Here is a 13,470-nt window from a genome sequence, read left to right as displayed (position 1 = left end):
CTTGCTCCCTCCCCTTCAAGGGGAGGGTTGGGGTGGGGATGGGGTCTGGCCGTAAATCCGGAACCCCATCCCCCTCCTGACCTCCCCCTTGAAGGGGGAGGAACGGGGTCCCTCAGGCGATCACTTGCCCACGTAGTCGTACTTGCCGCCCTTCCACTGATAGACCATGAAGCCGGGCAGCTTGTTGTCGCCCTTGGCGTCGAAGGACAGCTTGCCGATCACCGTGTCGAAGCTGCCGCCGCGCAGGGTCTTTTCGAGGTCGGCGTACTTCACGCTCTTGGCCTGCTCGGCGGCCTGGGCGAAGAGCTGCATCGCCGCGTAGGCGTACATCACGTAGCCCTCCGGCTCGACCTTGGCGTCGCGGAACCTCTTGACCACGTCCGCCGCGCCGGGATTCTTGCGCGGGTCGGGCGAGAAGGTGAACAGCACGTTGTCGGCGGCCGGGCCGGCGGCGGTCACCAGTTCGGTGTTGGTCATCGTGTCGCCGCCCATTACCGTCAGCTTGAGGCCGGCCTGCTGCGCCTGGCGCAGGATCAGCGCGACTTCGGTGTGATAGCCGCCGTAGGCCATCACCTCGACGCCGGCCGACTTCAGCTTGCTGATCAGGCCCGAGTAGTCCTTCTCGCCGGCGGTGATCGATTCGCGCAGCGCGGGCTTGGCGCCCTTGGCCTGCATGGCCTTGGCGATCTCGTCGGCGAGGCCCTTGCCGTAGGCGCTCTTGTCGTTGACCACGGCGATCTTCTTGCCCTTGAAGTTGTCGGCCAGGTAGCCGCCGGCCACCAGCCCCTGCTGGTCGTCGCGGCCCATGATGCGGAAGATGTTCTTCAGGCCGCGCTCGGTGACCTGCGGATTGGTTGACACGGTGGCCATCGGAATCTGCGATTCGTTATACACGTCGGACGCCGGGATGGTCGAGCTGGAGCACCAGTGGCCGTGCATGAACACGATCTTGCGGTTGACCATGGTATTGGCGACCGAGACGGCCTGCTTCGGATCGCAGGCGTCGTCGCCGACTTCGAGCTTGAGCTTCTGGCCGAGCACGCCGCCCTTGGCATTGATGTCGGCGATGGCCATTTCGGCGCCCTTGCGGATCTGGTCGCCCGCCGAGGCGTATTGTCCGGTCATCGGACCGGCGATGGCGACGAGGTGGTCGGCGTGCGCCGCCGTGCCCAGCACGGCCAGCAGCCCGCAGCCGGCGAGGAGGATTTTCTTCATCGATGGAACTCCTTTGTAAGTGTTGTCCGAATCATCCGGAGAATCCCGCGTGCCGCCCGGCCACGAAGCAGGGGCTCCTCGCACGTGGTGTGTGGGAAGCTCGCCGGGACCCGCAAGCATTTCACGCGCCAGCCATTGAAAGCCCAGTAAAAACAGCCGGTTGGACGAACCGTTCGAGGCGGCGCGCGGCCTTTCCGCACCCTTCCGGGTCGGCGACCGGCCCGGTTGGCACCGTTCGTGTGCGGAGAAGGAAACATACCACCGGCCCGCGCGGCCCGAAAGAGCGCTGCGCCTATTTTCGGCGCCCGCGCGCATCGCCGACAGAAGAGGCGACGGAGGCGCGTTCCGGCGCCGGGTCAGGATTGATTCATCTCAAATCCATTCGTCACGACACGAACGGCGTTTTCCGCCGCATCGACACAACCCATTGACTAACCTGATCTTAATGTCATTTACAGGAACTCAGCAGCAGCCGCCCGGCTTGATTAATTGATCCATATCAAATACGATTCAGATCGAACGACACGCCGCCGGGTAATCGCCTCGCATCGGCGGCGTCATGGCCCGCTCCCGGCCGGCCGCGAGTTGACGGCTCCCGGACCAGCGTCTAGCCTGCAAGCAAATCATTCCGTCGGGGCGCATGACGGGACTGCCGGCCTGATTTCGACGGCCGCATCAAGCCCGCGCCAAAGGGAGTCCGAACCATCGCCGCGAGGGCACTCAAGCGCCCGCGGCCGCCTATCGACCACGCCATCGCCATGAAACCCGCCACCGACCCCAGCCCGCCTCCATCCCGCCCGCATCGCTCGCGGCTGGTCCTGCATCTGGCCGTCGTGCTGGTCGTCAAGATCATCCTGCTCACGCTGCTCTGGCACGTCTTCATCAAGCCGTACAAGGTCAAGGTCGACGAGGACGCCATGGGCGACCGCATCGCCGCCGGCAGGCCATCCATCACCTCTTCCATTCCAACCTCCCCAGGAGATAGCAAATGATCGACTCGACGGTCGTTGACCTGTCGCGCCTGCAATTCGCGGCGACGGCGATGTACCACTTCATCTTCGTACCCCTGACGCTCGGCCTGTCGTGGATTCTGGTGATCATGGAGTCGGTGTACGTGATGACCGGAAAGCCGATCTACAAGGAGATGACCCAGTTCTGGGGCAAACTGTTCGGCATCAACTTCGCGCTCGGCGTCACCACCGGCATCACCCTGGAATTCCAGTTCGGGACCAACTGGGCCTACTACTCGCACTACGTCGGCGACATCTTCGGCGCGCCGCTGGCCATCGAGGGGCTGATGGCCTTCTTCCTCGAATCGACCATGTTCGGCCTGTTCTTCTTCGGCTGGAACCGCCTGTCGAAGCGCGGCCACCTGGCCGTCACCGCGCTGCTGGCGTTGGGCTCCAACCTGTCGGCGGTGCTGATCCTGATCGCCAACGCCTGGATGCAGGACCCGGTCGGCTCGGCCTTCAACCCGGTGACCATGCGCATGGAGCTGACCGATTTCGCGGCGCTGGTGTTCAACCCCGTGGCCCAGGCCAAGTTCGTGCACACCGTGGCCGCCGGCTACGTGACCGGTTCGCTGTTCGTGCTCAGCATCTCGGCGTGGTACCTGCTCAAGGGCATGCACGTCGAATTCGCGCGCCGCTCGTTCCGCATCGCGGCGGCGTTCGGCCTGGCCGGCACGCTGTCGGTGATCGTGCTCGGCGACGAATCCGGCTACTCCGTCTCCGAATCGCAGAAGTCCAAGCTGGCGGCCATCGAGGCCATGTGGGAGACCGAACCGGCGCCGGCCGGCTTCAACCTCGTCGCCTGGGTCAACGAGGAGCAGCAGGCCAACGACTGGGCGATCCGCGTGCCCTACATGCTCGGCCTGATCGCCACCCGTTCCACCGACAAGGTGCTGCCGGGCATCCGCGAGATCCGCGAGAAGAACAAGGAGCGCATCGCCTCCGGCGTGCAGGCCGTCGCCGCGCTCGAGGACATGCGCAAGAACCCGGACGACCGGGCGGCGCGGGAAAGATTCGAGCAGCATGCGGCCGACATGGGCTACGGCCTGCTGGTCCGGCGCCACGTCGAGGACGTGCGCCAGGCCACGCCGGAAGTCATCGAGCAGGCGGCGATGGATTCCGTGCCCAAGGTCACGCCGCTGTTCTGGAGCTTCCGCATCATGGTCGGCCTCGGCTTCCTGATGCTCGGGCTGTTCGTCGCGGCCATCTGGCTGTCGATCCACAACACGCACCACAAACACCCGCTGCTGATGAAGGCTTTCCTGTGGAGCCTGCCGGCGCCGTGGATCGCCTGCCTGTGCGGCTGGTTCGTCGCCGAGTACGGCCGCCAGCCGTGGACGGTGTTCGGCATGCTGCCGACCCACCTGTCGGCGTCGAGCCTGTCCGCTGCCAACCTGTGGGGGTCGATCGCCGGCTTCGTCGGCTTCTACACGCTGCTGCTGATCGTCGAGATGTACCTGATGTTCAAGTACGCCCGTCTCGGCCCCGCCGCCCTGCAACCGGACCACGCCTGAGGAGAACGCCAAATGCTCGACTACGCGACCCTGAAACTGATCTGGTGGCTGCTCGTCGGCGTGCTGCTGATCGGCTTCGCCATCATGGACGGCCACGACATGGGCGTCGGCATGCTGCTGCCGGTCGTCGGCCAGGACGACACCGAACGCCGCGTGATGATCAACACCATCGCCCCGCACTGGGATGGCAACCAGGTGTGGTTCATCACCGCCGGCGGCGCCGTCTTCGCCGCCTGGCCGTTCGTCTACGCCACCGCCTTCTCCGGCCTGTACTGGGCGCTGCTGCTGGTGCTGTTCGCCCTGTTCTTCCGCCCGGTCGGCTTCGAATACCGCTCCAAGCTGCCCGACCCCACGTGGCGCAAGGCCTGGGACTGGGGCCTGTTCGCCGGCAGCGCGATCCCGGCGCTGGTCTTCGGCGTGGCCTTCGGCAACCTGTTCCTCGGCGTGCCGTTCCGGCTCGACGACACCATGCGTTCGTTCTACTCGGGCTCGTTCTGGGCGCTGCTCAACCCGTTCGCCCTGCTCTTCGGCGTGGTCAGCCTGTCGCTGCTCATGCTGCAGGGCGCGACCTTCCTGTCGCACCGCACCGACGGCGACGTGCAGGCGCGCGCCAGGAAGGCGGCCGTCATCGGCGTCGTGGTCCTGCTCGCGGCCTTTTCGCTGGCCGGCTGGTGGGTCGCGCGCATCGACGGCTACGTCATCCAGTCGATCGCCGACGTCGGCGCGCCGATCAACCCGCTGATGAAGGAAGTCGCCCGCGTCCCCGGCGCGTGGTTCGCCAACTACGCGAACCATCCGGCGCTGTGGCTCATTCCCGCGCTGGCCTACCTCGGCGGCCTCGTCGTGCTGCTCGCCCTGCGCGCTGGCCGGACGCTGCTGGCCTTCGTCGGCTCGTCGCTGGCCTGCGTCTCGGTGATCCTCACCGGCGGCGTCGCGCTGTTTCCCTTCATCCTGCCGTCGTCGGAAATGCCGAAGGCCAGCCTGACCGCCTGGGACGCGACGTCGAGCCATTTCACGCTGAACGTGATGCTGTGGGTGGCGCTGATCTTCACCCCCCTCGTCGTCGCCTACACCGGCTGGGCCTACCGCGTGATGTCCGGCAAGGTCACGCGCGACTTCATCGTCAAGAACGACAAGACCGCCTACTGATCATTCGAAAGGAAAACTCGCATGTGGTACTTCACCTGGATTCTCGGCCTCGGCTTCGCCGTCCTGCTGGCCATCGTCAACGCCATGTGGCTGGAGGCGCAGGACGACGCGAACGATAACCGGCAGCGTTGACCCCGACCCGGCACGGTCATGAAACGGGCGCCCGCGGGCGCCCGTTTCGCTTTGCCAGTTCCCGGCGCCGCGCGGACTATCCGGCGACGGCTTCCAGTTCCCCGGCATCCACCCGCAGGCTGGCGCCGTTGGTGCCCGCGCCCTCGGGCGAGGCGAGGTACAGCACGAGCCGGGCGATTTCGTCGACCGACGTGGCGCGCTGCACGATCGACGCCGGCCGCTGCTTCTCCTGGAGGACGAACAGCCGTTCCTCCATCGTCAGGCAGACGTCGGCCCCGCCGCTCTCCGCCGAGACGGGATCGGGCAGGATCGGTCCCGGCACGATGGCATTGACGGTCACGCCGGAGCACACCACGCGCTTGGCGAGGCCATGCGTCACCGACAGGACCGCCGCCTTGGTCAGGCCGTAGTGGATCATCTCCGACGGCACGTCGAGGCACCATTCGGACGACATGAACACCACGCGCCCCCAGTAGCGTTCGAGCATGCCCGGGATGTAGGCGCGCGAGAGCCGCACGCCCGACATGACGTTGACGTTCATGTACCGTTCCCATTCGGCGTCGTCGATCTCGAAGAAATCCCGGACGCCGTAAACCCCGACGTTGTTGACCAGGATGTCGGCCGCCGGATGCGCGTCGACCAGCGCGGCGCAGCCCGCCGCCGTGCCGACGTCGCAGGCGACGCCATGCACCGCCGCCGCGCCGGGCTCGGTGGACAGGCCGGCGACGGCGCGCTCGACGGCCTCCGCCTTGCGCCCGTTCACCACCACCTCGGCGCCGGCGCGGACGAGCGCCCGCGCGATGGCCAGGCCGACCCCGGCCGTCGATCCGGTGACGATGGCCTTGCGGCCGGAGAGAAAGGGTTTGTTCAAGCCGTCCCGGGCGGAAACGGGTAACGCATAGGAAATCAACATGACCGCACTCCCTGAATTTGATGACCTGTGACTGTTATGGAAACACGGCGCCGCTCCCGGCGGGTGGCTCAGGCCGCCGTACCGGCGTCGGTTGAAGATGCCAGGAAGGCATCGACTTCAGCGCGCGACGGGCACCCCAGGCGGCCGCCGAAGCGCGTGCATTTGAGCGAGGCGGCGGCGCAGGCGAAGCGCGCCGCGCCTTCGATGCCCCGGCCTTCGAGCAGCGCCAGGGCAAACGCGCCATGGAAGACGTCGCCGGCGGCGAGCGTATCGACCACCTCGATCCGCGGCGCGCGCACGCGCCGGATGCGTCCGTTCTCGTACCAGGCGTAGCCGTCGGCGCCGCAGCTCGCGCCGACGTGGCCGTGGTGCGCGGCGCCGACCTGCAGCAGGGCCTGTTCGACGTCCCCGCCGCCGGCGTAAACCAGCAGCCCGGCGTCGGAAAAGACGGCGTAGTCGGCGAGCGGGATCAGCCGGCGCAGCGTTTCCGCCGGCGCCACTTCGCCGTCGACCATGCACGGCACTCCTTTCGCCCGCGCGGCCCTGAGCGCTGCTTCAGCACCCTCGACCCAGCGCGCCTCGCAATGCAGGAAGTCGGCGGCGTCGAGTTCGCCGAGCGGCAGCCAGTCGGGGGTCGGGTCGGCGTTGGCATCGTGGAAGGGAACGACCAGCCGGTCGCCCCGCCGATCCACGATCACCGCCACCTGCGCCGTCGCCGCGCCCGGCACGACATGCACGCCGGTGACGTCGAAGCCTTCGTCGATCAGGCTCTGGCGCGCCATGCGGCCGAGCCAGTCGTCGCCGATGCGCGACCAGACCTGCGCGCTGCCGCCGAGCCGCGCGAAGGCGAACGCGGCGGATACGGCCATTCCGTCGACCAGTTGGAATCGCTCGCTCGGCAGGACCTTGGCCGGCAGCGGAGGCACGTGGTCGACGCGGAAGATGGTGGCCGAGCAGACCGCGCCGACGGCGATCATCCGCTTACGCTTGCCGGGCGGCACGCTGGCCGGACCGCTCACGCCGCGCCCCTCGCCGTCCGGCGGAAAAATCCGCGCGCTGGCCGGCTCATGCGGCGTTCGCCGTCAGGCCGTTCCACGCCTCGACGAAGGCATGCGCCCGCGCCGCCACCTCGTCCCCGCGCATGCCCGGCTTGTAGAGCCCCGAACCCAGCCCGAACGCGCCGGCGCCCGCCTCCATGTAGGAGCGCATCGATTCCGGCGTGATGCCGCCGAACGGCAGGAGCAGGGTTTCTTTCGGCAGCACGGCGCGGATCGCCTTGACCACCTTGGGCGTGATCATCTCCCCCGGGAACAGCTTCAGCGCATCGGCTCCGGCGGCCAATGCGGCGAACGCTTCGGTCGGCGTCGCCACGCCCGGAACGCACAGCAGGCCGAGGGATTTGGCCGCCCGCACGACGTCCAGGTCGGCGTGCGGCATGAACACCATCTCGCCGCCGCATTCCCGCAGCTGGGGGACCTGCCCGGTGCTCGTCACGGTCCCGGCGCCGACCAGGGCATCGTCCGGCAGCGCCTTGCGGAACCGGGCGATGCTGGCGAACGGCTCGGGCGAATTGAGCGGCACTTCGATCAGGCGAAAGCCCGCGTCATAAAGAATACGGCCGATCCCTTCGCTTTCCTCCGGACGGATTCCCCGCAGAACCGCCACCAGGGGCAGCGCGGCGACCGCCGCAGCGAAACGCTCTTTCAGTGTAATCTTGGAAGTCATGTGCTTTACCGTTTCAACGACGTCTGCTTGAAAAAAACCGCGCATCGCAGCATGCGCCGATGCCGCCGCCCGGCCGGAACCCGGCGGCGGCGCGACATCACTTGCCGAGTTCCATCTTCGACAGCAGATCGTTGAAGAACACGTACTGGCTATCAACGAACTTGCGGCAATCCTCGGGATTCCTGTACTTGACGATCATGCCCCGGGAGGTGATGAAGTTCTTGAACTCCTCGGTGCTGGCCGCCTTCTGCAGGGCCGCGGCGAGCTTGTCCACCACGGGCTTCGGCGTTCCCTTCGGCACGGCGAAACCGCCCCAGCCGACGAACTCCAGATTGATCCCGCTTTCGATCAGCGTCGGCACCTTCGGGAAGGCCGGATCGCGTTCCGGCGTCATGATCGCCAGGATCTTCAGCTTGCCGGCATCCACACCCGCCTTGACCTCGCCGGCGTTGACCGTCACCGCCTCGATGTGCTTGCCCATCAACGCCGTCACGGCCGGCGCGGCGCCTTCGAACGGGATGTGGTTGAAGGTCACTTTCTGGTTGCCTTCCAGCGCCGACGCGGCGATGTGCCAGATCGACCCCGCGCCCGAATTGCCGACGCGCACCTTGCCCGGATTGGCCTTGGCGTACTTGATGAAATCCTCGATGGTGTTGTACGGCGCATCGGCCGGCACGGTCACCGCCGACGGCACCATCGTCGTCTGGCCGATGAACTCGAAGGAACTCGGTTCGAGGTCGGACAGCTTGAGCGCCTTGTGCATGACCAGCTCGACGGGGATGTAACTCAGGGTGTAGCCGTCCGGCGCGCTGCGCGCGACCTGCGACATGCCGACGCCGCCGGAACCGCCCGCCTTGTTCACCACCACGACCGGTTTGCCGAGCTCCGGTTCCATGCCCTTGGCGATGATGCGCGCGGTCATGTCCGACGCGCCGCCCGGGTTGAACGGCACGACGATGGTGACTTCGCGCTGCGGGAAACTTCCCTGCGCCAGCGCCGGCGTGGCGCCTCCCGCCAACAGGGCAAACGCCGAGACCGCCGCGGACAACATGCTTAGCTTTTTCATCTCTTCCCTCCTTGGTTGATGACTGCTTCCTTCACTCCACGAAACCGCCGCCGCGCGAGGAACGCGCGCCGCGCGCTCAAACGATCATCCTCTCCATGCCGGCGGCTCAATCCACTTCCCCGGCGATGACCGACTTCTTGTTCTTGATTTCCGCATACACGCTGCCGCTCAGCACGACCGCCGCGAGAATCAGCATGGCCAGCGAGATCGGGCTCTGCACCAGGCCGATCAGGCTGCCGTTGTTCATCTTCACGGACTGCAGCAGCGCCTTCTCCATCATGGTGCCGAGCACGTAGGTCAGGACGATCGGCGCCATCGGGATGTCGATCTTCTTCATCACGTAGCCGATCACGCCGAACACCAGCATCACGCCGACGTCCCACAGGTCGTTCGACACCGTGTAGGCGCCGACGATGGAGATGATCAGGACGATCGGATACAAGAGCTTGGCCGGAATCAGGGCGATCCTCGCCCACCAGCCGGCCAGCGGCAGGTTCATGACCAGCAGCATGGCGTTGCCGATGAACATGCTGGCGATGACGCCCCAGACGAAGGTCGGGTTCTGCGCGAACAGGATCGGCCCCGGCGTCAGGCCGTGCATGATGAAGGCCCCGAGCAGGATGGCGATGGTCGGCGAACTCGGGATGCCCAGGGTGAGCAGCGGGATCATGGCGCCGCCGCAGTACGAATTGTTCGCGGTTTCCGGCCCGGCCACGCCTTCGATCGCCCCCTTGCCGAACTTGCCAGGCGTCTTCGACAGCTTTTTCTCCATCGAATAGGAGAGCAGCGCCGGGATGGCCGAATTGGTGCCGGGAATCAGGCCGATCAGGAAGCCCAGGCCGGTGCCGCGCAGGATGGCGCCGCTCGTCGATTTGAGCTCGTCCTTCCGGGGGAAAAGGCTGGTCAGCTTTTCCGGCTTGCCGACCGCCGACAGGTTTTCCATGCCGAGGAAGATTTCGGAGAGCCCGAACAATCCCATGGCAATGGTGACGAGATCCAGGCCGTTGATCAGGAACGGCTGGTTGAAGGTGTAGCGCAGCACGCCGGAAATCGGGTCCATGCCGATGATCGACAGGGACAGGCCGAGGAACATGGCCACCAGCCCGCGCACGATCGACGCGCCCATCAGGCCGACGACCATGGTCAGGCCGAACAGCATCAGCGAGAACATCTCGGTCGGCCCGAAGCGCAGGGCGAAATCCGCCAGCGGCGGCCCGATCAGCACCAGGCCGACGATCGACGCGATGCCGCCGATGAACGAGCCGATGGCGGCCACCCCGAGCGCCACGCCGGCCCGCCCCTGCTTGGCCATCTCATGGCCGTCCAGGCAGGTGATCACCGAGGCCGCCTCGCCGGGCGTGTTGATCAGCACCGAGGTGATCGTCCCGCCGTACATGCCGCCGTAGTAGATGCCCGAGAGCATGATGATGGCCGACACGGGCGACATGCCGTAGGTCAGCGGAATCAGCAGCGCCGTCGCAGTGGTCGGCCCGATGCCCGGCAGCACGCCGACCAGCTGGCCGACGGTCACGCCGATCAGGCAATACAGCAGGTTCTGCCAGGTCATGGCGACCGCGAAACCGGACAACAACCCCATCAACGAATCCATCGGCTCACTCCTGCAGCGAACTGGGCGCCGGCGCTCATGGCAGCGGCACGGAAAAACAGACCTTGAAGATCAGGTAGCAGATCAGGGTGATGCCGATCGACAAAGCCACGGCGTGCACCAGCCGGTAATGGCGCACGAACATGATGAACAGCAGCAGCGAGCCGGCGACGATGAAGCCGACGGTGTTGAGCAGCAGCAGGAAGACGACGCACGAGATGAACACCTCGGCCACGTTGCTCAGCGCCCGCCGTCCGGGGAAGCAGTCGCCAACCCGGAACACCTGCACGGTGCAGGACTGCCAGATGTAGAGCAGCGCCACGCCGATCGAGAGTCCGGAGAGCCAGCGCGGATACATGCCCGGCCCGGCGCCCAGTTTCGACTGGTACGGCAGGTCGAAGGACATCCGGAAGAACAGGATGGAAAACGCCAGGAAGCAGAGCCCGAACCAGAATCCGGCGTTCTGCCGCTTCACCCAGCCGGAAAACGTCTTGCCGCCGGTTTCTTTCGTTTCTGTTTGCATTGCATCGTCCTCTTTTGCGTGCTCCCTGACTTCGTTCAATTCACCGGCATATCCTGCCCGTAGGTGGCTGCCACGGCCGCGTTCGACCTCGCCGCGCGTCGGGCACCCGAGCCGCCCGCCAAAGCGCGTGCATTTCAGCGACGCCGCGGCGCAGGCGAAACGCGCGGCATCGGCGATCGCCCGCCCTTCCATGAGCGCCAAGGCCAGCGCGCCGTGGAAGATGTCGCCGGCGGACAGGGTGTCCACCACCTCGATGCGCGGCGCGCCCACGTGGCGGATGCGGCCGTCCTCGTACCAGTAATAGCCGTCGCCGCCGCAACTGGCGCCCACGTGTCCCCGATGCGCGGCGCCCACTTTCATCAGGGCCGCTTCGACGTCGTCGCAGCCCGCGTAGATGAGCAGCCCGGCATCGGAGAACACCGCATACGTCGCCAGCGGCACGAGGCGTTCCAGCACGTCTCGCGGCGCGACGTCGCCGTCGATCATGCTCGGGACCCGCATCGCGCGGGCCGCGCGCAGGACCGCCTCGGCGCCCTCGACCCAGCGCGCATCGCAATGCACGATGTCGGCCCGCGCGATATCGTGCAGCGGCAGCCAGTCCGGCGACTTGTCCACGCGATGATCGTGGTAGGGCACCACCAGCCGGTCGCCGCGCCGGTCGACGATCACCGTGGCCTGCGAGGTCACGGTGCCCGGCACGCTGTGCAGACCGGACGTATCGAGCCCCTCCGCGGCCAGGGTGCGCCGCATCGAGACGCCGAGGTCGTCGTCGCCGACGCGCGCGCAGATCTGGGCGCTGCCGCCCAGCCGGACGAAGGCGTAGGCCGCCGACAGCGCCATGCCGTCGACCACCTGGCACATCTCGGACGCCAGCACCTTGGACGGCAGCGGCGGCACCTCGTCGACCCGGTAGATGCTCGAATTGCAGATCGCGCCGGCGGCGAACATCCGCCGGCGCGCGGCCGCCATGCTCACGCGCGCGCCCCCGTCATGGCCGCCGCCTGGCGCGCCAGCCCGGCGATCGCCGGCCAGTCGCGCGCCTGCACGAGGTCGGCGGGCGCCACCCAGGAACAGCCAATGGTCCCGCAGTTGGGCAGGGCGAGATAGCCCGGCACGTCCGCCACCTTGATGCCGCCGGTGGGGCAGAAGGTCACCGCCGGGAAAACGCCGGCCATGCTCTGCAGCCACGTGATGCCGGCACCGCCGTGCGCGGGAAACAGCTTCTGCTCGAAAAAGCCCTGCTCCATCGCGGCTATGACTTCGCTGGCGGTAGACACGCCGGGCAGGAACGGCAGCCCGGCGGCGTTGACCGCGCGCGCCAGCGTCTCGGTCAGCCCGGGCGCCACGCCGAACGCCGCGCCGGCGTCGACGGCGCGCGCCACGTCGTCGGGGCGCAGCAGGGTTCCCGCGCCGATCCGCGCCTCCGGCGCCGCGCGGACCATGGCGCGGATGGCCTCCGCCGCCGCGGGCGTCCGCATCAGCACTTCGAAGACGGAGATGCCTCCCTCCACCAGCGCGCGCGCCAGATCCGCCGCCACGCCCGCGTCATGAACCGTCAGTACCGGCATCACTGGCACGCATGCCAGGATCTCCCGCATCTTTTGCTTCTCGACCTGCATCATTTCTCCTTGGGACGCGCGGCGGCCGCGCGGAATTCATGCCGTGGCTCAAGACCCCCTGGCGTTCGCATGAGCGCGCGCCGGCCATATCTGCTCGAGCTGGCTGATCGCCTGGTGCAGCGGTTCGGCGAAGGACGCCAGTTTCTCCCGGCCGAGACGGAACGTCGGCCCGCCGATGGAAACCGCGCCGACGACGCGGTTCGCCTTGCTCCTGTCCGTGACCAGCATGGCGATCGCCGAAAGTCCGAGCTCCGATTCCTGGTCGTTGAACGCGAAGCCCATGGCGCGCGTCTTGCGGATTTCGCGGCGCAGTTCGGCCACGGTGCGGATGGCGTTCGGACCCAGCAGCTCGGCGTCGAAGCCGCGCGCCACGACCTTCTCGATGGCTTCCTTCTCGGGCATGCTGGCCAGCCACGCCTTGCCCATGCCCGTCGTGTGCAAGGGCACGTGGCGGCCGCTGATCGGATCGCAGCGGATGGCGCCGGTCGCGCCCTGGGCCTTGGCCACCCAGATCATCTCGTCGTCTTCCACCACCGCCAGACGCACCAGTTCGCCGGTTTTTTTCGCCAGATCGTCCAGGATGGGCTGGGCGGCTTCGGTCAGGTTCATGCCGGACAGGTGGCGCAGGCCGATCGCGCCGAGCTTCAGCGTCAACACGTAGCGATCGCTCAGCGCCTCCTGCTTGACGTAATGGGCGCCGACCAAAGCCTGCAGCAGCCGGTGCGCGGCGCTCAAAGGCAGGGACAGATGGCGGGCGATCTCGCTGATCTGCAGACCTTCGCTGCGTTCGACCAGCAGCTCCAGTATCGCCAGGCCGCGCTCTACGGACGAAACACTGATGTTAGCCATACCCTCTCGCCGCCAATGCGAGGCTTCCCTCGCGGACCCACCCGGATGGCACTCCGGATTCTCATTCTTTATTTTTCCGGCAGTCGGAAAACGATGCTGGCGCGAGTTTAATTCAAACGAGAAAGGTTTTCCAAGTTAACCAGGAAATA

General features: G+C 66.9%; 13 protein-coding genes. 4 read left to right on the top strand and 9 right to left on the bottom strand.

Annotation, left to right across the window (positions count from 1 at the left end; translation table 11 throughout):
- Positions 1-120: 120 nt before the first annotated feature.
- Entirely contained in the window at positions 121-1,215 is a 1,095-nt protein-coding gene (locus tag QM701_RS16200; protein ID WP_415168047.1) for a branched-chain amino acid ABC transporter substrate-binding protein, read from the bottom strand.
- 758 nt (positions 1,216-1,973) lie between these two features.
- Here QM701_RS16200 and cydP point away from each other — a divergent pair.
- The 4 genes from cydP to cydX are packed head-to-tail and all read left to right on the top strand — an operon-like array spanning position 1,974 to position 5,020.
- A complete protein-coding gene (gene cydP, locus QM701_RS16195; protein WP_415168046.1) occupies positions 1,974-2,207 on the top strand; it encodes a cytochrome oxidase putative small subunit CydP in 234 nt (77 codons plus the stop codon).
- On the top strand, positions 2,204-3,739 hold the full coding sequence (locus QM701_RS16190) for a cytochrome ubiquinol oxidase subunit I (protein ID WP_415168045.1): 1,536 nt from the start codon (positions 2,204-2,206) through the stop codon (positions 3,737-3,739). Before cydP ends, QM701_RS16190 begins: the two co-directional genes overlap by 4 nt.
- 12 nt (positions 3,740-3,751) lie before the next feature.
- The gene (gene cydB / locus QM701_RS16185) at positions 3,752-4,888 is read left to right on the top strand and encodes a cytochrome d ubiquinol oxidase subunit II (RefSeq protein ID WP_415168044.1); all 1,137 of its coding nucleotides are present in this window, start codon (positions 3,752-3,754) and stop codon (positions 4,886-4,888) included.
- A 21-nt stretch (positions 4,889-4,909) separates the two neighbouring features.
- Positions 4,910-5,020 (top strand): cytochrome bd-I oxidase subunit CydX, encoded by a 111-nt coding sequence (gene cydX / locus QM701_RS16180; protein WP_415168043.1) that lies wholly within the window; start codon positions 4,910-4,912, stop codon positions 5,018-5,020.
- A 76-nt stretch (positions 5,021-5,096) separates the two neighbouring features.
- Here the strand turns inward: cydX and QM701_RS16175 are convergent, their stop codons facing one another.
- The 8 genes from QM701_RS16175 to QM701_RS16140 all read right to left on the bottom strand — a co-directional run bounded on the left by QM701_RS16175 (position 5,097) and on the right by QM701_RS16140 (position 13,321).
- Positions 5,097-5,891 (bottom strand): SDR family NAD(P)-dependent oxidoreductase, encoded by a 795-nt coding sequence (locus QM701_RS16175; protein ID WP_415168042.1) that lies wholly within the window; start codon positions 5,889-5,891, stop codon positions 5,097-5,099.
- 110 nt (positions 5,892-6,001) lie between these two features.
- Complete coding sequence (locus tag QM701_RS16170) at positions 6,002-6,952, bottom strand: PfkB family carbohydrate kinase (RefSeq protein ID WP_415168041.1); 951 nt, start codon at positions 6,950-6,952, stop codon at positions 6,002-6,004.
- Positions 6,953-6,998: 46 nt separating this feature from the next.
- Positions 6,999-7,658 (bottom strand): 2-dehydro-3-deoxy-6-phosphogalactonate aldolase, encoded by a 660-nt coding sequence (locus tag QM701_RS16165; protein WP_415168040.1) that lies wholly within the window; start codon positions 7,656-7,658, stop codon positions 6,999-7,001.
- A 97-nt stretch (positions 7,659-7,755) separates the two neighbouring features.
- Positions 7,756-8,724 carry a Bug family tripartite tricarboxylate transporter substrate binding protein gene (locus QM701_RS16160; RefSeq protein ID WP_415168039.1) on the bottom strand — a complete coding sequence of 323 codons (969 nt, stop codon included), beginning with the start codon at positions 8,722-8,724 and terminating at the stop codon, positions 7,756-7,758.
- A 106-nt stretch (positions 8,725-8,830) separates the two neighbouring features.
- Complete coding sequence (locus QM701_RS16155; protein ID WP_415168038.1) at positions 8,831-10,333, bottom strand: tripartite tricarboxylate transporter permease; 1,503 nt, start codon at positions 10,331-10,333, stop codon at positions 8,831-8,833.
- Positions 10,334-10,367: 34 nt separating this feature from the next.
- The gene (locus tag QM701_RS16150) at positions 10,368-11,822 is read right to left on the bottom strand and encodes a PfkB family carbohydrate kinase (RefSeq protein ID WP_415169416.1); all 1,455 of its coding nucleotides are present in this window, start codon (positions 11,820-11,822) and stop codon (positions 10,368-10,370) included.
- 2 nt (positions 11,823-11,824) lie between these two features.
- Positions 11,825-12,475 carry a bifunctional 4-hydroxy-2-oxoglutarate aldolase/2-dehydro-3-deoxy-phosphogluconate aldolase gene (eda, locus tag QM701_RS16145; RefSeq protein ID WP_415168037.1) on the bottom strand — a complete coding sequence of 217 codons (651 nt, stop codon included), beginning with the start codon at positions 12,473-12,475 and terminating at the stop codon, positions 11,825-11,827.
- Between the two features lie 45 nt (positions 12,476-12,520).
- Positions 12,521-13,321: an IclR family transcriptional regulator gene (locus tag QM701_RS16140; RefSeq protein WP_415168036.1), complete on the bottom strand. Its 801-nt coding sequence runs from the start codon at positions 13,319-13,321 to the stop codon at positions 12,521-12,523.
- Positions 13,322-13,470: the final 149 nt, after the last annotated feature.

The organism is Propionivibrio sp., from assembly GCF_047602565.1.
GTDB lineage: Bacteria > Pseudomonadota > Gammaproteobacteria > Burkholderiales > Rhodocyclaceae > Propionivibrio.
This window is presented reverse-complemented; position numbering and strand designations above follow the sequence as displayed.

Bases quoted from the DNA above. Each gene is read 5' to 3' on its own strand.
- QM701_RS16190 (WP_415168045.1), top strand. From the start codon at position 2,204: ATGATCGACTCGACGGTCGTTGACCTGTCGCGCCTGCAATTCGCGGCG.
- cydB (WP_415168044.1), top strand. From the start codon at position 3,752: ATGCTCGACTACGCGACCCTGAAACTGATCTGGTGGCTGCTCGTCGGC.
- cydX (WP_415168043.1), top strand. From the start codon at position 4,910: ATGTGGTACTTCACCTGGATTCTCGGCCTCGGCTTCGCCGTCCTGCTG.
- QM701_RS16150 (WP_415169416.1), bottom strand. From the start codon at position 11,822: ATGGCGGCCGCGCGCCGGCGGATGTTCGCCGCCGGCGCGATCTGCAAT.
- QM701_RS16200 (WP_415168047.1), bottom strand. From the start codon at position 1,215: ATGAAGAAAATCCTCCTCGCCGGCTGCGGGCTGCTGGCCGTGCTGGGC.
- QM701_RS16165 (WP_415168040.1), bottom strand. From the start codon at position 7,658: ATGACTTCCAAGATTACACTGAAAGAGCGTTTCGCTGCGGCGGTCGCC.
- QM701_RS16155 (WP_415168038.1), bottom strand. From the start codon at position 10,333: ATGGATTCGTTGATGGGGTTGTTGTCCGGTTTCGCGGTCGCCATGACC.
- eda (WP_415168037.1), bottom strand. From the start codon at position 12,475: ATGATGCAGGTCGAGAAGCAAAAGATGCGGGAGATCCTGGCATGCGTG.
- QM701_RS16160 (WP_415168039.1), bottom strand. From the start codon at position 8,724: ATGAAAAAGCTAAGCATGTTGTCCGCGGCGGTCTCGGCGTTTGCCCTG.
- cydP (WP_415168046.1), top strand. From the start codon at position 1,974: ATGAAACCCGCCACCGACCCCAGCCCGCCTCCATCCCGCCCGCATCGC.
- QM701_RS16140 (WP_415168036.1), bottom strand. From the start codon at position 13,321: ATGGCTAACATCAGTGTTTCGTCCGTAGAGCGCGGCCTGGCGATACTG.